The 20063-nt window shown below is 65.3% G+C and carries 15 protein-coding genes and 3 pseudogenes; 8 read left to right on the plus strand and 10 right to left on the minus strand.

The genetic code is table 11. The features are described 5' to 3' along the window. Positions 1-247 (minus strand): annotated as a pseudogene (locus MSM1_RS13225) (ATP-dependent DNA ligase); the annotation flags it as partial. 283 nt (positions 248-530) lie between these two features. Between MSM1_RS13225 and MSM1_RS13230 the strand changes: the two are divergent. From MSM1_RS13230 to MSM1_RS13240, 3 genes are all read left to right on the plus strand, one after another. Next, positions 531-1229, plus strand: a complete 699-nt coding sequence (locus tag MSM1_RS13230) for a rhomboid family intramembrane serine protease (protein ID WP_213443015.1) — start codon at positions 531-533, stop codon at positions 1227-1229. 14 nt (positions 1230-1243) lie between these two features. Then, positions 1244-1438: a DUF2905 domain-containing protein gene (locus MSM1_RS13235; protein ID WP_236056365.1), complete on the plus strand. Its 195-nt coding sequence runs from the start codon at positions 1244-1246 to the stop codon at positions 1436-1438. Positions 1439-1612: 174 nt separating this feature from the next. Continuing rightward, a complete protein-coding gene (locus tag MSM1_RS13240) occupies positions 1613-1849 on the plus strand; it encodes a hypothetical protein (protein WP_213443018.1) in 237 nt (78 codons plus the stop codon). Positions 1850-2330: 481 nt separating this feature from the next. Here the strand turns inward: MSM1_RS13240 and MSM1_RS13245 are convergent, their stop codons facing one another. The 5 genes from MSM1_RS13245 to MSM1_RS13265 all read right to left on the minus strand — a co-directional run bounded on the left by MSM1_RS13245 (position 2331) and on the right by MSM1_RS13265 (position 8920). Further along, on the minus strand, positions 2331-4508 hold the full coding sequence (locus tag MSM1_RS13245; protein WP_282100943.1) for a heavy metal translocating P-type ATPase: 2178 nt from the start codon (positions 4506-4508) through the stop codon (positions 2331-2333). A gap of 367 nt (positions 4509-4875) precedes the next feature. Beyond that, complete coding sequence (locus tag MSM1_RS13250; protein ID WP_213443020.1) at positions 4876-6297, minus strand: bifunctional lysylphosphatidylglycerol flippase/synthetase MprF; 1422 nt, start codon at positions 6295-6297, stop codon at positions 4876-4878. Between the two features lie 107 nt (positions 6298-6404). Next, positions 6405-7202: a slipin family protein gene (locus MSM1_RS13255; RefSeq protein WP_213444395.1), complete on the minus strand. Its 798-nt coding sequence runs from the start codon at positions 7200-7202 to the stop codon at positions 6405-6407. Positions 7203-7385: 183 nt separating this feature from the next. After that, positions 7386-7817 carry a hypothetical protein gene (locus MSM1_RS13260; protein ID WP_236056367.1) on the minus strand — a complete coding sequence of 144 codons (432 nt, stop codon included), beginning with the start codon at positions 7815-7817 and terminating at the stop codon, positions 7386-7388. A 215-nt stretch (positions 7818-8032) separates the two neighbouring features. After that, positions 8033-8920 (minus strand): universal stress protein, encoded by an 888-nt coding sequence (locus MSM1_RS13265; RefSeq protein WP_213443023.1) that lies wholly within the window; start codon positions 8918-8920, stop codon positions 8033-8035. A gap of 324 nt (positions 8921-9244) precedes the next feature. Between MSM1_RS13265 and MSM1_RS13270 the strand changes: the two genes are divergently transcribed. Then, entirely contained in the window at positions 9245-9850 is a 606-nt protein-coding gene (locus tag MSM1_RS13270) for a hypothetical protein (RefSeq protein ID WP_213443025.1), read from the plus strand. A 238-nt stretch (positions 9851-10088) separates the two neighbouring features. After that, positions 10089-10895, plus strand: coding sequence for a universal stress protein (locus tag MSM1_RS13275; RefSeq protein ID WP_213444397.1), 807 nt, complete (start codon positions 10089-10091; stop codon positions 10893-10895). Positions 10896-10938: 43 nt separating this feature from the next. Here MSM1_RS13275 and MSM1_RS13280 read toward each other — a convergent pair whose 3' ends face one another. Further along, complete coding sequence (locus MSM1_RS13280; protein WP_213443027.1) at positions 10939-12423, minus strand: bifunctional aminoglycoside phosphotransferase/ATP-binding protein; 1485 nt, start codon at positions 12421-12423, stop codon at positions 10939-10941. Between the two features lie 213 nt (positions 12424-12636). Between MSM1_RS13280 and MSM1_RS13285 the strand changes: the two genes are divergently transcribed. Continuing rightward, positions 12637-13626 (plus strand): NAD(P)H nitroreductase, encoded by a 990-nt coding sequence (locus MSM1_RS13285; protein WP_213443029.1) that lies wholly within the window; start codon positions 12637-12639, stop codon positions 13624-13626. 154 nt (positions 13627-13780) lie between these two features. Here the strand turns inward: MSM1_RS13285 and MSM1_RS13290 are convergent, their stop codons facing one another. Further along, the gene (locus MSM1_RS13290; RefSeq protein WP_213443030.1) at positions 13781-15199 is read right to left on the minus strand and encodes an IS110 family transposase; all 1419 of its coding nucleotides are present in this window, start codon (positions 15197-15199) and stop codon (positions 13781-13783) included. A 326-nt stretch (positions 15200-15525) separates the two neighbouring features. On the opposite strand from MSM1_RS13290, the pseudogene MSM1_RS22740 reads away from it, so the two are divergent. Continuing rightward, a pseudogene (locus tag MSM1_RS22740) lies at positions 15526-15664 on the plus strand (IS110 family transposase); the annotation flags it as partial. A 151-nt stretch (positions 15665-15815) separates the two neighbouring features. Here the strand turns inward: MSM1_RS22740 and MSM1_RS13295 are convergent. After that, entirely contained in the window at positions 15816-17105 is a 1290-nt protein-coding gene (locus MSM1_RS13295; RefSeq protein WP_213443031.1) for an IS110 family transposase, read from the minus strand. Between the two features lie 275 nt (positions 17106-17380). On the opposite strand from MSM1_RS13295, the gene MSM1_RS13300 reads away from it, so the two are divergent. Then, entirely contained in the window at positions 17381-18697 is a 1317-nt protein-coding gene (locus tag MSM1_RS13300) for an ISL3 family transposase (protein WP_213443032.1), read from the plus strand. A 250-nt stretch (positions 18698-18947) separates the two neighbouring features. On the opposite strand, the pseudogene MSM1_RS13305 reads toward MSM1_RS13300, so the two are convergent. Further along, positions 18948-19882: pseudogene (locus tag MSM1_RS13305) on the minus strand (transposase); the annotation flags it as partial. Positions 19883-20063: the final 181 nt, after the last annotated feature.

Raw genomic sequence — 20063 nt, forward strand, 5'->3', positions numbered from 1 at the left:
GCGCGCGCAGCGCGTCAACAAGTTCCGGGTAGGTCCCATTGAGCAGTTGGCGATTGCGCGACATCAGCCGCACCCGTTCGCCGTCACGAAACGCCAGGCACCGTTCGCCGTCTAGCTTGGGCTCGAAGATCCACCGTGGATCGGAGAACGGTTTTTCGGTCAGCGTGGCCAGCATTGGATCCCGCCAGGCGGGAACCGGTTCGTCGCGCAGCAAGGCGTGTACCGTGTCGGGCAGTCGGGTGATCACGACAATTCATCCGCCAAGTTGAACCTGCGCTACCGATACCTACTATAGGCTTAAAGCCGTGGCTGATGTGTTGATGCGCCAACCAGCGAAGACACGGCGGGCGGCCACGCGCGGGCCCAAAAGGGACACGGCCATGGTCATAGGCCAGCTCGGGAGCGCGCGCGCGGATTTCGGCGGGCCGCTCTTCGAGTTCGCAAGCTGCGGCCAGCAGCGGCGCCACGTCGCCACGGCAATTGTCCCGCCCGTTCCTAAGCCCTGCCGATAAATCTGCGGACCGGGCCAGATGATCCCGTACTCCGACGGCATTCCAGCGCGCCGCTTCCCGCTCGTCAACGTCACCCTGATCGCCGCCAACCTTGCGGTCTTCCTCTTCTATGAATCCCCGGACCCCGACGAGGCGATCGGTCATGCGTCGTTTTATCCGTGCGCTGTAGCCAACACGTGCAGCGCACCGGAACCATGGGGGATCAGCTGGATTACCGCCATGTTCTTGCATGCCGGCTGGGACCACATTCTCGGCAACATGCTTTTCCTGGCGATTTTCGGCAAGAACGTCGAAGATGCGATCGGGCGAGTTCGCTACCTGGGTTTTTATTTTGCGGGTGGATTCTTCGCGACGATGGCCCAGACCGCGATGACACTGCTCTTCGGCACGGCATCTGACGCGCGGGTACCGACCCTTGGAGCCAGTGGCGCCATAGCAGCCGTGCTGGGCGCTTATTTCGTGTTCTATCCCAATTCATGGATCCGCACGCTCGTGCTGTGGTTTCCGATGAGCATCCCGGCATGGTTTTTCCTCGGTGTGTGGTTTCTATACCAGTTCATCGAAGGAAATTACGCGTTGGTCCAGGGCAATTCCGGTGGCAGCGGCGTTGCGTTCTTTGCTCATGTCGGTGGATTCGTTTTCGGCGTGGTCGTAGCGGGAAGTCATATCCGCACCCGACGAGCCACAGTTCGGAGGAGCCGATGGTACGGAACATAGGTCCGCTCATCGTCATGGCAGGAATCGCTATGGTGGTGGTGGGCATCCTGGTCTGGGCGGGCGGGCTCTCGTGGTTCGGTCGCCTTCCGGGTGATATCCGGATCGAGCACGGAAACCTCCGGGTGTATATTCCCGTAGCCTCGATGCTTGTGATCTCGGTTGTGGCCAGCGTAGTGTTGTTCTTTGTGCAGTACCTATTTCGACGGTGATTTCGGGTCGGCCTCGTCTATTGCTAAGTGCGGCACAGTCTTTTGAGTTCACAGCTGGCTAACGTCCACGTGGCCGGGCGATCCGGTTGTCAATGTTTGCTGGCGCGCAACGACACTGACCAGTGTTGCTCACTGCAAATGACCACCCTGGCACCGGTTCAGGGGTAGCGCTATGTGATCACCTCCCGGGGTTGTGAGCAGTTGGCGGCGGTGGAGAACCTGAATTTCGCGGACGCCCGCGCTAGCGGACGTGAGACGTTGGGCCGCGGCGTGCGCGGCAAACGGCTGCGGCGCGCCGTGGCCGGTATCCCCACCGCGAACTTCCGGACCAGACTGACCTCGATGGCGGCCCGCCGCGGTATCGCGGCGATCGGTGTTGATCCGGCTTACACTAGCCGCTGGGGCGCCTAACATTGGCGTAAACCCTTGCAGCAGCAGACTTCCGACCCGGCCTCGGTCACCGTGCATCACGGGGCGGCGGCCGCGATCGCCAGAAGTGGACTCGGCATGCCGATCAGGCGTCGGCCGGTGAGACCCCGCAACCAACAGCGGATGCGTGCGGGCACTCCGCCGGACAGGCCTGCCAGGCCGCCGACCACCACACGACGGTGCGGCAGTTCTGGCTCACCGACCCGCCCACAACGACGACGAGGCGCGCCGGTCCACCAGAGAACACCCACCGCCGGTGGCCAACACCGTTCGGGCCGCCCCACGGAGCAAAACTCAGTTTCGCTCAGTGTTTAGGAACGGTTGGACGTGGACGCCGTCGGTGCCGTGCGCGCGGAGCGCCCCGGAGTCACGTGTTACCAGTTTCTTGCCGGCCGGATGGCGGCAGATGCCGTCGGGGTTGCCGGAATTGCGGGTGACCCTGAGCTGACGGCTGTGTTACGCACTACCGGGGCGGGGGCTTGCGATCGCGAAACCGCATCAACCGCAAGGCGTTGGTGACGACGCTGATCGAAGAGAATCCCATCGCCGCGCCCGCAATTATGGGGTTGAGCAGGCCGGCCGCGGCCAGGGGGATAGTGGCTGCGTTGTAACCCAGCGCCCAGCCCATGTTTTGCCAGATGGTGCGATAGATGCGGCGGGAAAGCCGGATCGCGGTGGGCACACCGGCAAGATCGCCGCGCATCAACGTGAGGTCGCTGGACTCGATCGCCACATCGGTGCCGGTGCCCAACGCGATGCCCAGGTCGGATTGGGCTAACGCCGGCGCGTCGTTGACACCGTCGCCAACCATGGCGACCACCTGGCCGGCCTGTTGCAGCCGCCGGACTTCGGCGCGCTTGTCGGCGGGCAACACCTCGGCCAGCACGGTATCGAGGCCGACACGGTCGAAGACGGCGTGGGCGGTGCGCGCGTTGTCTCCGGTGATCATCGCAACGGTCAAGCCCATCCGCTGCAGCTCGGCCACCACCTCCGCCGCCCCGTCTTTGAGGGTGTCCGCGGCCGCGAGGACACCGCGCACCGCACCATCCCAACCGGCAAAGACCACGGTTTTGCCGTCGGCCTCCCAGGAGTGCGCCAGGTCGGCCAACCCTGTGGGCAGGGTCAAGCCGGCCTCGGCCAGCAGAGCGCGCCCGCCGACCCAGACCGTAACTCCGTCGACCTTGGCGCGCACCCCGCGCCCGGCCAGCGCCTCGAACTGTGTGGCCTGCGGCAACTTCTCACTCGCCTGCCGGGCAGCTGCGGTGATGGCCTGGCCGATCGGGTGCTCGCTGCCGGCCTCGACCGCGCCCGCATACCGCAGCAGCATCTCGGCATCCACGCCTTCGGCGGGGCGAACGTCGGTGAGAGTCATTCGGCCCTCGGTGAGCGTGCCGGTCTTGTCGAAGATAACGGTGGTAATGGTGCGGGTACGTTCTAGCGCCTCCATCCCTTTGATCAGGATGCCAAGTTTGGCGCCCCGCCCGGTGCCGACCATGATCGCGACCGGGGTGGCCAGCCCGAGGGAGCAAGGGCAGGCGACGATGACCACGGCCACGGCGGCGATCAGCCCGCGCTCCGGATCGGCCGCGATCAACCACCAGCCGGCAAGCGTCGCCACCGCGATCCCGATCACCGTGGGCAGGAAGACCGCCGAAACCTTGTCCGCCAGCCGCTGCGCGGCGCCCCTGCCAGACCGGGCCGCGGCCACCTGCTCCACGATCTGGGCCAGCGCGGTCTGTGCGCCCACCGCGGTGGCCCGAACCGTCAACACGCCAGAAGTATTCATGGTCGCACCGGCCACGGTGTCGCCAACGGTCTTCTCCACCGGCGCCGACTCGCCGGTGAGCATCGACTCGTCGACCGCGCTCGCGCCCTCGGCAACCTCACCGTCGGTGGGGATCTTCTCACCCGGCCGGATGCGCATCAGGTCACCGACCACCACCTCATCGGCGGGCACCAGCACCTCGGCGCCCGCACGCAGCAGTCGGGCCTGCTTGGCACCAAGTTCCAGCAGCGAGCGCAAAGCGTTGCCGGCACGCCGCTTCGCGCGGGCCTCCAGATACCGGCCCAACCCGACGAACGCGATGATGTCCGCGGTGGTCTCGAAGTAGTGATGCCCGCCGAGGGCAAGCCCAACGGTGGAATACCCGTAGGCGGTCAGCGTCCCGACCGTGACCAGCGTGTCCATATTCGCGGCCGCCCGCCGGGCCCGGATCGCGGCCCCCCGCAAAAACGGCCACCCGCCATAGAAGAGGATCAGCGTGGCCAACGCGAACTCCACCCAATGCGTCCACGTCTGCTCACACAGCGAACCGGAAAACATCGCCAACCACATGACCACGACGGCCAGCGGCCACACGATCAGCATCCGCCGCGACCAGGATCGTTCCACGGCCCGCTCGGCCTCGTCGGCCTCACGCACCTCTTCGGCCACCGTCGACACCGGCGTCAACCGGTAGCCCATTTTCGCCACCGCGTCCATCCACTCGGCAGGGTTCGCGTCATCCCCGGCCGGAGTCACATGCGCAGTGCCCGAAGCGAAGTTGACCTCCGCCGAGGCCACACCGGGCTGGCGGCTCAATACCCGCTGCACGCGCACGGCGCACGAGTTGCAGTGCATTCCGCCCACCGCGAAATCCAGGGTCCCCGACCGGCTTTCCGTTCCCGTCGCGTTTGTGAACACCGTCGGCACAACCGCCTCAGCTTTCCTGCGCTACCCGAACGTGACAGCTGCCCGGTGTTCGGCGATATCAGCATGAGCCAAGTACAGCCGCGACGGCGGCCGCAATGTGCCCGCGATCGTACCCGCCACCGGCACCCCGTGAGCACTCATCACGCCGCAGCGCATATTCAGATTTAACACAACAATTGTTGGTTAAAGATTGGTTACCCGAGAGTCGAGCCGACGGCTGAAGACGAAAGGCATCCGGCGGAACCGACTCGAACCGCCCCTTGAGCCATCACGGGCGGATCAAACGATAACGCGGTCGCAGGATGGCGGGACAGCGTCAAGCGCCGCCGATTTCGCGCTGGGCGGGTCGCGGAAGATGGCGTCGGCGCGGCAGGAATTCCAGCGACAACAGCACCACGAGCGCAGTGGGGATGTGTCGTATGCACAGCAGCACGTAGCGGCGTTGCCCGAATGCGTGGAACTTGCGCAGGTAACGATACAGCGACTCAAGCCTGATAAGCGAACGACCCAGGTGGATAAGCGCGTAGTAGATGTTCTCGATCAGGCTGCGATTATTGTTGTCGAAGATTTCAGGAAACGCGGCGAACGCCAACGAAACTCGCCGGCCACCCTGTTTCCTGCAGTAGTAGATCATGTCGACGCTGAGTCTCTCATCGATCCCATTGGGCGCTCCCGGGCGCCGCCACGGCACATCGAGGGTCACGTCGCTGCCCCCGCCGGACGTTGCGTACCGGTGGAATCCCTGCACCCGCCCATCGCGGTCTCGCGCGATGATCAGCTTGATACCGGGGTAGCGCCCCTCGAGTGCGTGGTCGAGGATCATCGAAAACCCGCGCTCGACGTGCGCCCCGCGATGCGAGGCGTATAGCACTTCGGCCAATTCCCCTGCCAGCGCATCGCCGAGTTCCTGTTCGGCGACTATCTCGGTGGTGATCGCGGCGTTATGCGTGCGCTGCACCGCCTGACGCAGGTTGCGGTATTTCCGCCCAACCATGCTGAAGCGGCCCACATCGATCACCACATCGCGCCCGATGGGCACCGGCCGCAGCGATCGGCCGATCACGGCGGCGTCTCGCCACAGTTCAAGCTGCTGCTCACTACAGCCCAGCACGACGATCCGCCAGCCACGGCTGTGACACATCGCCGCGAAGTCGCGGACAAGCTTCGGGAATCGGGTGCGCTGGCCGATTGGGTCACCACTGACGACCGCCAAGCCCAGGCGCGTGCAATAGGCGATCACCGCGCTACCCTCGGCGTCGAAGTAGTAACTTTTCATCGATTGCATCGCAAACGGGGCAAGAGGATCACCGTGGGTCGCTTCGATCAGCGCCCACACTCTCGGCAGCGCGGCCGGATCTCGCCGTGACGGCATCGGCCACGTCAGTGCCAGGCCGGTGCCCGCGACCAGCCCGTCGCCGGGCAACTCAAGCGACAGCAGGTGTGCGCCCAGTCCGGTCAAGAGCATCACCGCCGCGGTGGCGGTGTGTGTAACGGTCACCGGCCGGCCCAGCAGAATTCCACGTGCAGCGAACATCGCCATTACCAATAGCGACAACGACCATGTCAGGCGTTTCGTGGAGTGCCAATCGCCGTTGTGATGATTGCGTGCCACCAACAGGATCAGCCAGCCGCATGCGCCTACCAGAACCAGCATGCTCATCCAGCGTGCGGGTCGCGAGTCGACACTGAGCATCATGGGGTCGCTGGTGCCGGTTTTGGTCGCGCTCAGCTCATCCATCGCGGCTCCTGGCCGGAGACCGGCAAGCATGGGTGTGGTAATGGCGTGGGCAGGGCATGATTGTGCGGCGAAAGCCGCAGCGGCGGGAGAGGATGCCGGGGCGGCGATCAGTGTGGCGTTGCAGCATGGGCGAGTGTCTGAGGGGACAGAAGCTCGGGCCCCGGGGACCTCGATGCGGTTGACTCGCGTGCCAGGAAGCCGGTGAGCTCCCCGATCGCGCTCATCAACGGGGCCGGGAAGACGATGGTGGTGTTCTTTTCCACCCCGAGTTCGAGCAAGGTCTGCAGATTTCGCAGCTGCAAGGCCAGCGGGTGCTTCATCATGGTGTCGGACGCGTCGCCGAGTGCCGCGGCCGCCCGCGCTTCCCCCTCGGCGGCGATGATTTTGGCTCGCTTCTCGCGCTCGGCCTCGGCTTCGCGGGCCATCGCGCGTTTCATGCTGTCGGGCAGTTGGATGTCCTTCAGCTCGACCAGGGTGACCTGCACACCCCATTCCACAGTGGTGGTGTCGAGGATGTGGCGGATGCTGGCGTTGATTTTCTCCGTCTGAGCAAGCACCTCGTCTAGTGAATGTCGGCCGACGACGTTACGCAGAGTGGTTTGAGCGATTTGGTCAATCGCGGCATGAACATTCTCGATAACGACAACGGCTTTGCGGGCATCGATCACGCGGAAGTAGGCAACTGCGGCGATGTCCACGCTGACGTTATCCCGGGTGATGATGCCCTGCGACTGAATTGGCATGGTCACGATGCGCATTGAAACCCGCCACAGGCGATCGATGACCGGGATGATCAGCCGCAGACCGGGTTCACGAACCCCGACGACCCGGCCGAAGCGGAAGTGCACACCGCGCTGGTACTGCCACACCACCCGGATCGAGGCGAACGCTAACAGCACCACCATACCAACCCCGAAAACCGTCGCCACCACCACGCTTTGGCTCACGGTGACCACTCCAATCTCATCCGGCCCGTCGCACCGACAACGCTCCTGCTGACAACGCTAGGAGTCTCGCCGCGATCCGTCAGCGGCCAGAAGTCCCCGATTATCCGGCCGAAAGGCCCGACACTGCGATCCGGTTCCTATTCACGCGGCACGTGGCAGATCCCGGGTAGGACTTGTCTCTTGTGGCTTCGGTTGAACGGGTGCAGGCCGCCAGCCGACATAGCTCAGATATAGGCCGATCACCCCCAAGAAGACGTTGATGGTTTTCCACAGTGCACCGGCGTTGATCACCGAGTTGGCCATCGATAAAAAGACGGCGGGGAAGGCCAGCAGCAGCAGGCCGCGCAGCGCCAGAAGCCAGCCTAGCAAGGATACGATCACAGCGGCAGGATTTCGCCAGTGCTGATGAAGCGCGATGATGATAAGGCCCGCTACTAGCACAAAGCTGCCCGCCGCCCAGGACCACAATGCGGTGCCGGCGAAGTCTGATAGCAGTGCTCGCGTCTCTGAGGCACGTGCTATTGCGATGGCGCAAACGATGACCAAGAACGGGCCGAGCACCCGAGCGAACATGCGTGTCCTGATCCGCGATTCCGGTGAAATGCTCATTGATCTACCTCCATCCGGGGCAGCCGTGTGCCCAGACGACCGTCGTGTGCTCAATTAGCTCTGCGCTACTTTCGATTCATGGGTATATCCGACCATTTCCGCGAGGCTGTGCGAAAGGGACCGAAGTCCCGTTCCCCTGGGCTGTTGGTCAGCTCAATAAGGTCAAGGCACTCGGATGGTTACGGGGACCGCGCCACGATCACCGGCACACGCACGGACTGCACGACCGCGTTGCTGACCGAACCCAAGAGTGTTCCCGCTACACCACCGCGCCCGTGACTTCCCAGAACAACGAGTTGAGCGGATTCGGATTTCTCGACGAGCACACGGGCGGGTCGATCACACACCAGAATCCTGTGCACCGTCACGTCGGGATAGCGTTCTTGCCAACCGGCTAGTCGTTCGGCCAGACTGCGTTCCTCCTCCGCCTTAACCGCTGCCCAGTCCAGCCCCGGGAGTTCGAAGATCTCGACGTCACTCCACGCGTGCACGGCTATGAGGTCGACGCCGCGCCGTGAGGCCTCATCGAACGCGATCGCCGTAGCCAGCTCGGAAGCCGGCGAGCCGTCAATCCCTAACAGCACGGGAGCCTGCGGGAAATCCGGCATCGCCGGCGGTGCATCGCGGATGACCGCGACGGAGCAGTGGGCGCTTCGCACCAGGCTCGAACTGACCGAGCCAAGCAAGCCGTGAGCCAATGCCCCGTGACCCGAGCTGCCCACGGCCATGAGTTCGGTGTCTTTGGACAAATCGACCAGCGTCGGAACGGTGGCCGAAAACATCAATTCGCTCTTGCTCTCAATCGGGCGGCTATGCTTTGTCGCGTCTTGGGCAATCTTCAGCGCGTCAGCCAGGATCCGGCGTCCCTCGTTTTCCTGCCATACCGCGTATCCCTCTGGCGCCGGGACCGCGGGCCAGGGCGGGCCAACGGGATTCGCCACGTAAGCCATGGTTAGCGGAAGGTGGCGCATGGCCGCATCCCGTGCCGCCCAAACGACGGCGGCGTTGGACGCACGCGATCCGTCGACGCCGACGACGATGCCGTGTTCTTTGATCCGTGGTGGCATTGCGTTTTCTCCTTCGCTCACCGGGAACGCTAACCCACGCCAAGTCGGCGGTCATGGGGCATTAGTCCCCAACCGGGTGGACGTAAGGCCGTTGCCAATCGGTATGTCACGCGGACGAGTAATCCAACGATGCTTACCGGCTTCTGGCTGCCGAACCACTTTCGGCGCATCGGGACCGAATGATTTTCATCGAGTGCGAGATTCTTGGATATTTTGTTGTGCTGCACCAATATTCACCGAGAATCGACCAGCAGAAACGCAAGGGGACCGAATCACTGGGGTGAGTTTAAAATCAGGTTCAACCAGGATGGGAGGCGATCGGATATGGCCATCCAAGTGACCAGGAGGACGGTGCTTGTTCTGCTAAGCACCACGGGGGCGGGCCTGCTAGGCGGATACGTCCTGCGCGGCATCGTGGGAGTAGCCGTCAGCCATGCAAACGGCCCGGGTTTCGGCGGCGCCGGGAGCGTGGACATGAGCAAATACATGAACATGTTCATGCGACACACTGAACTCAGGCGCACCGTCGAGGACATCCCCGGCGGCGTCCGCGCTACCACCGAATCCGACTCTCCCGACCTCGCCGCCGAAGTGCAAGCGCACGTGTCGTCGATGTATTCCCATCTCGCCCAGGGCACGGAGGTGACCTGCATGAGTTCTAGCCTGCCCACCTTGTTCCGCCGGGCTCCCGAGTATCACCGCCAGGTCACCTTCACCCCCAAGGGGGTAGTGGTTGAGGAAACCGCGAGCGATGCCGATCTGATCGACGCTATCCGTGCTCATGCCCGCGAAGTCACCGGCTTCGTCGTCGACGGGATGCCGGCGATGATGAGAGGCATGATGGGCCCGGGCATGATGGGACCGGGTGGCATGGGACGGGGCGGCATGGGCCCGGGCATGATGGGACCGGGCGGTATGGGGCCAAGCTGAGTGGTGCACACCAACCGAATCCGGCCGCATGTGTTCGCTCGCCCGATCGGTGAGACAGAGCGTCGGGCGCTGCCGTATGGGACTATCACCAGCGAATCAGAGTCGAACGACCCTGGGGAGAGGCGGAGCCGCCCGGATAGCTTTCCGGGTTGCATGAGGCATGTTGCATGAGGCATAACTTCATCCGGGATTCAGCGGGCGAAATCGGGAGCGTGCGGTGAGCCAGTCGCAACCAGCAGTGGAGTCGATCGTGGTGGGCATCGATGGCTCGGACACCGCGATCAACGCAGCCAAATGGGCGGTGCCCGAGGCAATCAGCCGCGACATTCCGCTGCGCCTGATTTACGTCACACGCAGCGGGCAGGCAGCGGCACCCCCAGCGGGCGCCCTCGATCTGGATACCCAGTACGCGGAAACCGCGCTGCGCGCTGCGGTGGCCGCGGTGCACGCCTTGGGCACGCCGGTGAAAGCCGAAACCGCCGTTGTGCGCGGGTCACCTGAAAAGGTGCTAGCCGATGAATCACGGGACGCGGCGATGATTTGTGTGGGGTCGGTGGGGATCGGCCGTCTAGCCCAGGTGGTGCTCGGCTCGACCGCCGGTGCGCTAGCCCAGCAGGCCCACTGCCCGGTCGCGATCATCCGTCCGGACCACGATACCGGGAGGTCAGACTCCGGTTGGATCGCGGTCATCGTGAACGATTCACCCGACAACGACGCGGTGCTCGAGCACGGCTTCCGAGAGGCGCGGCTGCGCGACGCCCCGATCTTGGCTCTGGGAGATTGGCGGTTCGGTGTGGGTGAAATCCCATACAGCCAACTGAATCGCCGCCTGGGCCGCTGGGCGGATCGTTATCCTGAGATACACATCCGTCCTGCTGGCGCACGCGGGGGCGCTGCGGATTTCCTCGCCCGCAGCCGAGAACCCGTCCAACTGGCCGTGGTGGGCAGCGCCGAGGCGCATGAGGTGGCCCGAATCGTGGGCCCGGTCGGCGAGCCGTTGTTCGGACGCTGCGCCGCGTGTTCGGTGCTGGTGGTCCGCAGCTGACGACAGCTAACGGCAGTGGTCCACCGCTTTCGCCGGCGGGGGATTAACGCGTGTTTCGCCAAAGCTTTTCGGCCTCATCGGTGCTGTCGGTCAGGGCTTGGCCGGTGTCAATGGGGTGCGCGGTGTCCCAAGTGTCGTCGCGGACCGCGAGGCGCTTGGCGATCATTGGGGTGGCGTCCGAGGGACCGGGTGGCCTCGCCTGCACCCGCTGAACCGCCACCTCCACCGATGTCCAGCAAACGACTTCCAGCAGCGCCGACGAGGTCTGCGCGGCCAGCTCACGGGCTAATCGGCGCTGGCGGGGATCCCGCCAGGTGCCGTCCAGGATCACCGGCTGCCCGCCGGTCAGCAGTGCGCGTGCGCGCCGAATGACCTCCTGGTAGACGGCGTCCACGGCCTCCGGGCGATACAGGCCGGCATCGAGAACGCCGGCCTCGCCGGTGATCGTGCCGCGCTGTTGCAGTTCTCGCCGCACCTCGTCGGTGGAAATAACCTCGGCGCCAACCCGCTCGGCGAGCGCATGGGCGAGGGTGGTCTTGCCGGTCCCGGGCGCGCCACCGATGAGGGCCAACCGTACCGTCCCTGCTGTGAGGTGTTCGAGCGCCAGCGCCAGATGACGGGACGCGTCGGCCGCGGCGGCGCGGTGTCCCTGCTCGAATCGCACGCAATCGACCTTGGAGCGCACCACCGCCCGATAGGCGATGTAGAAGTGCTTCAGCGAGGCCGGTGGGTGGTCGTCGGCCACCTGGCTGTAGGTGTCCAGGAAGTAGTCGGCGAGGTCTTGGCGGCCGAGGAACTCCAAGTCCATCGCCAAAAAAGCCGCGTCGTCGATGCGGTCGATGTAGCGCAGCCGATCATCGAAATCGAGGCAATCCAATAGCACCGCCCCGTCGGGCATGCAGAAGATGTCGTCGGCCAGCAGATCGCCGTGCCCGTCGACAATGCGTTTGTCGATGATGCGTTGCCCGAACAATGCCGTGCGACCCGCGATGTAGTTTCGGGCCAGGGTTTCGACTTGCCCGATCAAGTTGGCCGGCACCACTTCGCCATAGCGCCTCAGCTCGGCGAGGTTTTCCTCCCAGCGCGCGCTGATGGCGCCAACCCTGCCTTGCGAGTCGATGGCCCGGGTGTGCTGCCCACGATTGTGAAAGACCGCCAGCACTTCCGCGATGTCAGCTAACTCGCGGCGCAGCGGCGCGCCGCCTTTGGCCAGCGTGGCCAGGCGGCGCGCGTCAGGATAGCGACGCATGACAACGACGGGCTCGGCCGGGCCCCCGGTGGGGTCGCTCAAGTGCGCGACGCCCAGATAGCTTTCGGGCGCTAGCCGGCTGTTGGCCACGACCTCGCGGGCGCACGCTCGCTCACGGCGGTCGGCGGTGCTGAAATCCAGGAAGTCGGTCTTTACCGGTTTTTTCACCTTGTACGCCTTGTCACCGACGAGCACGACGAGCCCGGTGTGGGTTTCGTGAACCTCGGCGTAGGGGCTCATCGTGCCCGTCGGGACCTCGGCGGCTTGCCCGCTAGTCATCGTGTCCGGCTCCATGACTCGATCCTGTGGCGGCGCGGGCTCCCAGCGAAGCGTCCGAGGGCCACCGTCGTCGCGGTGAAGGTCACCATTTGCCAGGGCCGAAAGTCCCTGTCGCGCGGCCAACGATGGCGGCGCGGCCGGGACCAATGGCTCTACCGGCGCGCCGCGTCTTCGTTAGGGTCGATCTCACAACCAGGTTTTTCAGAGAGGGACATGTCCCACACGACGCCGAACATCGAGGTTATCAAAAAGGCGCTGTTGCTGGCGTGCCGGGCGCCGTCGATACACAACAGCCAGCCATGGCACTGGGTGTCCGAAGATGCGGTGCTCAACCTGTTCGTCGATCGGCGCCGGTGGGTGCGCAGTGCCGATCGCTCCGGCCGGGAAGCGATTATCAGCTGCGGTGCTGTGCTGGATCACCTTCGCATCGCCATGGCGGCCGCCGGCTGGCGGGTGACGATCAACCGGCTGCCCGACCCGGAGAATCCGGATCATTTGGCGACGGTCGAATTCAGTTCACTACACGTCGTCACGGCCGCTCAGCGCAAGTGCGCGGAGGCAATTCTGCAACGCCGCACCGACCGGCTTCCGCTGAGCCGTCCGGCGCACTGGGCATCGTTCGAACCGGTGCTGCGCAGCAGCATAGACTGCGATGTCGCGATGCTCGACGTGCTATCCGATGAGCTGCGACCGCAGCTGGCGAAAGCCTCGGAGCTCACCGCCGAGCTGCGCCGCGACGACGCCTCATACCACGCTGAACTTCAATGGTGGACAACGTCTTTCGCGTTGTCCGAGGGCGTCCCACCGGACGCGCTGGCATCCGCGACGGAACGGCAGCGGGTCGATGTGGCAAGGGATTTCCCCACTCGCGGCCATGGGGATCGTCGTCCGGAGATTCCGGTGGATTGGTCGATGATTCTGGTGCTGTCCACCCCGGGGGATACTCGCGCCGAGGTGTTGAGATGTGGTGAGGCCCTATCGACCGTGCTGCTGGAATGCACGATGGCCGGCATGGCGACCTGCACGCTGACCCACCTGATCGAAGTGGACGCCAGCCGTGAGCTGGTGCGCAGGCTTATCGGCGAACGTGGCCAGCCGCAAGTGCTGATCCGTGTCGGCATAGCGCCGCCCATGGAAAACTTGCCGCCGGCAACACCACGACTGCCGCTTGACGAGGTGCTGGAAATCCGCTCGCCGCGCTAGACGGTATGGGGGGCTGGGGCCTCGCTGACCGGAAAACACTGACCGGAAAACACTCAAGGTGACCACAAGTTGGTGAGTGCGGTATTGGGCGACACGCCGCTGTTAAGAGGCGAGATCGGCTGCTGCGGTATGTGATTGAGGGTCTCGGTTTAGGTTAGGCGGCGGCCTGCAGGGTGACTCGGTAGCCCATCGCGGTCAGTTGTGCGATGTGGTTGCGTACCCGGCGTTCGACGGCGACGCGGTTGGTGTGGTAGTCGGAGCCGAGGTCGCAGAAGCGGGCGGCCGGGTTGGAAAGCAGATGCCAGATGACGACCAGGATGGAGCGGGCGACCGCGACCAGGGCTTTGAGTTTGCCGCGGCGTTTAACGATGCGCCGGTAGCGTTCGCCCAAGAAGGTGTCGGTTTTGGCGGCCGCGACCGCGGCCTCACCGAGCGCGCCTTTGAGGTAGGGGTTGCCTTTGCCGGTCTTGCCGCCGCGGGTGATTGGCCCGGACTGGATGGTGCGTGGGCACAGCCGCGCCCACGACACCAGATGCTCAGGTGTGGGAAATCTGCTCATATCCAGTCCGATCTCGGCGATGATCGCCTGCGCGGCGCGTTGGCCGATGCCCGGGATCTCATCAAGGCGGCCGATGACACCTGGCAGGTCATCGGCCGCCGGGGCGGGATCGAGCGGGGCCGAATCGCTGCCGCCGGCGTCAGGATCGGCGTCGGTGCCCGCACCCGCGCTGGTGCCGGGCCCATCGCCGCTTCTGCCGGAGGAATCGATGGCCACAGCATCGTCGGGCAGCTCGGCGATCAGCTCCTCGATGCGCGCGGTCAGGGTGTCGATCTGGGCGCAAAGTGCATCGATTTGGCCCAGCAGCATCCGCGCCAGTTCGGCGTGATGGTCATCAAAACGGCCGTCGAGCGCGGCGATCAGCTCCGATCGCTTGGTTTTCATCCGCCCCCGCGCCAGGTCGGCCAGCCGGCGCGGGTCGCGCTGCCCGGCGATGAGCGCCTCGATCATGTCCCGAGTGGACAGGGTGTCCAGCGTGGAGGCCACCGCCGACACCTTGATCGCGGCGTCCTCGAGCAGCTTTTCCAGCCGCTGCCAGTAGCGCGAGCGTTCCCGGGTCAGGTCTTCGCGTAGCCGGGTGTAGTCCCGCAGCCGCCGGATCGGCGCCGGCGGCACGAAACTTGGCCGCAGCAGGCCTTTCTCGGTCAGCTTAGCCAGCCAGACAGCGTCGAGTTTGTCGGTTTTAGGCCGGCCGGGCACGTTCTTGACATCGCGGGCGTTGACCAGCTGCACATCCAAACCCTGGTCTTCGAGCAGGTAATACCAGATCCGCCAATAGTCCGAAGTCGATTCGACAGTCACCTTCTCGATACCCTGCTGCCTCAGCTGCTGGGCCAATTCTCCGATCGCGCCGGTGCGTGCAGACACCTCCCACACCCGAGAAAACCGCCTCCCGGACTTGCCGGGCAGCCGCACACACACTGTGCCGGTCGCCTTGGCCACGTCGACCGCCGCGGCCCGCTCGATCACCACCTCATGGTCGCCGTCGGGAATCTCCTGCGGCGTGGCTGTCACTACCTGCTTCTGCTTGCTCCTGCGTCGTGCCGCCACTTCTGTTACCCTCCCATCGAATCCATCCCTATCGGGTGGGTCGCCTGGGGCCTCGGTCAAGGGAACCGAAATTCTGACCGGCGTGCTCGAAGCAACAGTGCGTGACCCTTCCAGGTCGGGCCCCGGCACCAAACTCACATGCGGGCTCACACGCCCAAGGAAACATCGGCGTCGGCAGGCGACCCGACCCCATTTTCACGCCCGCAAGGCGTCCCCCGGAAGGGATAGGGAACTCACATGTGAACGTGGGTTGCCGACAAGAAACGGGTCCTGGCCGGTAGAGCCACAAGATGTGGGAGGCCCCAGTGATGTCAGCGGACGAGTGTTGGTTTGGATGTGCATGCGCGGTCGGTGGTTGGGTGCGCGTTGGATGGGGGTACCGGTGAGGTATTCGAACGTCGGTTGACCCCGGATTATCAGGAGATTTTGGGCTCTTCTGACACTTCCGTGGGTGGGTAGCAGCGAGGAAGGGGCGCACGCCGTTCTCGCTTAAGGTTGCTGACCCGAAAATCGGATGGTGAGTGGGCAGGCCGAAGGCGCCCGGCGTAGCCGGGTGTTGTTGTGTTGCTGTGGGTTTGGTTTAGGCGGCGGTGTCGGTGATGACTGCTTTGCCGTCGCGGATGGTGATGTGCTGGCCGGTGAGCGCTTGCAGTTGGGTGGCCAGGTTGCGGGCGCGGCGATGCTTGTTGATGCGCGATTCGTAGTAGTCGGGGCCGAGGTCGCAGAAACTGGCTTCGGGGTCGGCGAGCAGGTGGTAGACGACGGTCAGCACCGAATTGCCGGTCGCGACGATGGCCTTTTGCTTGCCGCGGCGTCGGGCGAGGCGCCGGTAGCGGGCGCCCAGGAAGGTGTCGGTGCCGGAGTCAACGAACGCGATCCGGCCTAAAGTGCCGGCCAGCCACGGGTTGCCCTTGCCGCGGCCCCTGGTCTTGGACTTACCGGCCGACTGGTGGGTCTGCGGGCAAAACTTGGCCCACGACACCAGATGCGCGGCCGACGGGAACCGGGTCATGTCGACCCCGATCTCGGCGATCAGCTCGGCGGCGGCAACCCTGTCCACGCCGGGGATGTCAGCGAGTCGGGCCGCCTGCCCGCAGAAAGGGCCGATCGCCTCCTCGATGTGGGCGTCGAGCGCGGCGATCTGGGCGCTGATCCGGTCGATGTTGTCGAGCATCATCCGCAGGATCGTCGCGTGATGCTCGGTGAAGAACCCGCGCAGCGCCTCTTCGAGGCGGTCGGTCTTGTTGCGTGCGCGGGCCCTGGCCAGCCCGGCCAGCGTGCGCGGATCGCGCTCGCCGGCGATCAGGGCCTCCATCATCGCCCGGCCGGTGACACCGTGCAGGTTCGACAGCACCGACGAGATCTTGATCTGGGCGTCCTCGAGCAGCTTTTCCACCCGCTGCTGCTCGCGGGTGCGGTCCTGCACCAGGGCACGGCGGTAGCGGGTGAGATCCCGCAGTTGACGGATCGCGCGCGGCTGCACCAGCGACGGCCGGCACATGCCCCGTTCGGCCACTTTCGCCAGCCAGACAGCATCGGCCCGGTCCGTCTTAGCCCGACCTGGCACGTTCTTCACTTCGCGGGCGTTGACCAGCCAGCAGTCAAACCCCGCGGCCTCCAGCAGGTAGTACACGCCCTTCCAGTAGGTGCTGGTGGATTCCATCACCACCCGCTGCACCTGCCAGTGCCGCAACCAGGCCGCCATCGCCAACAGCTGTGCCGTGGTGGTGCCGTAGCCGCGCAGCTCCTGCATCCGCCCGCCGGGCCGCTGCGGGTTGGGCACCCGCACACAGGCCTCCAGACCGGCCTTGCCCAGATCCAGCGCCGCGACCCGCTGCACCACCAGTTCGACATCGTCGACTTCGTCCATAACGAAAATCCTTCCCGGGAAACCGATACATGAGCGCGGTCGCCCGCGGGAACCGAACAGGGATGGAAGAGAGTCGGACCCTCGTGCTCATAGCAACAATGCGCAGCCCCTACCACCGGCTCCCCGGATCAAACTGACTTACGGGCTCACCTGCGCCAAGAAGCACCGACCTCGGCGAGCGACCGCACCCGATTTTCCCGCATGCGCGGGCGTCCCTGGAAGGGACCACGAAACTGACTTGTCAGAGGTCAGGAACCGAAGAGCGAGGAAACGACGTGCGCAATGTGAGGTTATGGCGTGCGCTGCTGGGTGTCGACCGGCGGACGGTGATTGAGGACATCGAGTTCGGTGAGGACGCCGGTGACGGTGAGGTGGTGGTCGCGCATGTGCGGGCGCGCGGAGGTGCGCGGGGTCCGGGTCGCTGTGGGCGCTGCGGGCGCAAGTCCTCCTGGTATGACCGGGGCGAGGGCCGGCGGCGCTGGCGGGGCCTGGACTGGGGCACCGTGCGGGTGTTCCTGGAGGCCGATGCGCCGCGGGTGAACTGTGCCGAGCACGGGCCGACTGTGGTGGCGGTGCCGTGGGCGCGCCATGCCGCCGGGCACACCTACGCCTTCGATGACACGGTGGCCTGGCTGGCGGTGGCGTGCTCGAAAACCGCGGTGTGCGAACTGATGCGGGTCGCCTGGCGCACCGTCGGCGCGATCGTGGCCCGCGTGTGGGCCGACACCGAAAAGACCGCTGATCGGTTCGCGAACCTGCGTCGGATCGGCATCGACGAGATCTCGTATAAACGCCACCACAAGTATTTGACCGTGGTGGTCGACCACGACACCGGCCACCTGATCTGGGCCGCGCCGGGACGCGACACCGCCACCCTGCGTCGCTTCTTCGACGCCCTGGGAGCTGAGCGGGCCGCCCAGATCACCCATGTCTCGGCTGATGCGGCCGACTGGATCGCCGACGTGGTCGCCGAGCGCTGCCCGAACGCGATCCGCTGCGCAGATCCGTTTCATGTGGTGGCCTGGGCCACCGAGGCACTCGATGCCGAACGGCGCCGGGCCTGGAACGACGCGCGGGCGCTGGCACGCAGCGAGCCTAAACGCCGCCGGGGCCGCCCGGCCACCGACGCGCCACCCAGGCCGGGACACGAGCGGGCGCGCCAGCTCAAAGGCGCCCGCTACGCGCTGTGGAAAAACCCCGAGGACCTCACCGAACGCCAAACCGCCAAGCTGGCCTGGATCGCCAAAACCGACACCCCGCTCTACCGCGCGTACCTGCTCAAAGAGGGCCTGCGGCATGTGTTCTCGGTCAAAGGCGAGGACGGCAAGCAAGCTCTGGACCGGTGGATCTCCTGGGCGCGCCGCTGCCGCATCCCGGTGTTCATCGAGCTGGCCCGCCGCATCATTCGCCACCGCCAAGCCATCGACGCCGCCCTCGACCACGGCCTATCCCAAGGACTGATCGAATCCACCAACACCAAGATCCGGGTCCTGACCCGCATCGCATTCGGATTCCACAACCCCGCCGCGCTGATCGCCCTGGCCATGCTCGCCCTCGGCGGCCACCGCCCCACCCTGCCCGGCCGCGGCTAACACCCCTCCACCAGGGCACCCCTCGGGTTTCCCCTCTCAGACGTCGCCGATTCTGCGCTACCCGCTCGTCGGTGTCCATGTCGTTCCGCCTCGCTGCGCTCGGGGGCTCCACATGGACACCTCCCACCCGGGCAGCGCTACAGGCAACTATCGCGGAAGCAAGCACAAACGAATTCAACCATCAGATCACGGCCCCGAATCGGCCCCACCCACCCACGGATACGTCAGGAGGGCCAGATTTTGGGCCCTGCTGACTGATCCGTGGGTGTTTGGCGCGGCCTGGCAGGGCGGGTCGGTGCCCGCCGAGGGCGAGCATTGCCAGGGCGATGAGTGCTTCCGGGGAGCGGAATCCGAACGCAATCCGGGTCAGGAGTCGGATTTTGGTGTTGGTGGATTCGATCAGTCCCTGCGATAGGGCATGGTCGAGGGCGGCGTCGATGGCTTGGCGGTGTCGCACGATTCGGCCGGCCAGCTCGACGAAGACTGGGATGCGGCGGCGCCGCGCCCAGGAGATCCACCGGTCCAGGGGCTGCTTGCCTTCCTCGCCCTTGACCGAAAACACGTGGCGCAATCCCTCTTTGAGCAGATATGCGCGGTAGAGCCGGGTATCAGTGCTGGCGATCCAGGCCAGCTTTGGCCTCGCCGCGCGCGATCGCTCGCGCGTCGTTCCAGGCCCGGCGCCGCTCGGCATCCAGCGCCTCGGTGGCCCAGGCCAGCACATGAAACGGATCTGCGCAGCGGATCGCGCCCGGGCAGCGCTCGGCGACCCCATCGGCAATCCACTCCGCCGCATCGGCGGACACAGGGGTGATCTGCGCGCACCGCTGGGCGCCCAGAGCGTCGAAAAACCGTCGCAGCGTCTTGGTGGCGCGCCCACGGCACCGCCACCACCGTAGGCCCATGGGCGGGGCAGTTCACCCGCGGCGCATCGGCCTCCAGCACCACCTGCATCGTGCCCCAATCCAGGCCCCGCCACCGGCGCCGACCCTCACCCCGGTCATACCAGGGCGCCCTGCGACCGCAGCGGCCACAACGCTGTGAAGCACCGCTGCGGGGCCGCACCCGCGCCACCACCAGCGTGTCGCCGTCGGCGTCTTCCTCCCCGAACCCCTCGAACTCGATGTCTTCGATCACGGTGCGCTGCTCGACACCCAGCAGCGCACGCCATAGCCTCACATTGCGCACGTCGTTGTTGGCTCCTTTGGTTCCTGACCTTCCACAAGCCAGAAACCTTAAGCCACAACGACGTGCGCCCCTTACATCAACAACCGGCCCACGGAAGAGTCAGAAGAGCCGAAAATAATGTGATCATGCCGGCATGGCGGTGACAGTGGAATGCCAACCCTTCACACAAGTCCGTCTCCGC

Origin of the sequence: Mycobacterium sp. SM1, from assembly GCF_018361265.1 — a bacterium.
In the GTDB taxonomy this organism is placed as follows: Bacteria; Actinomycetota; Actinomycetes; order Mycobacteriales; family Mycobacteriaceae; genus Mycobacterium.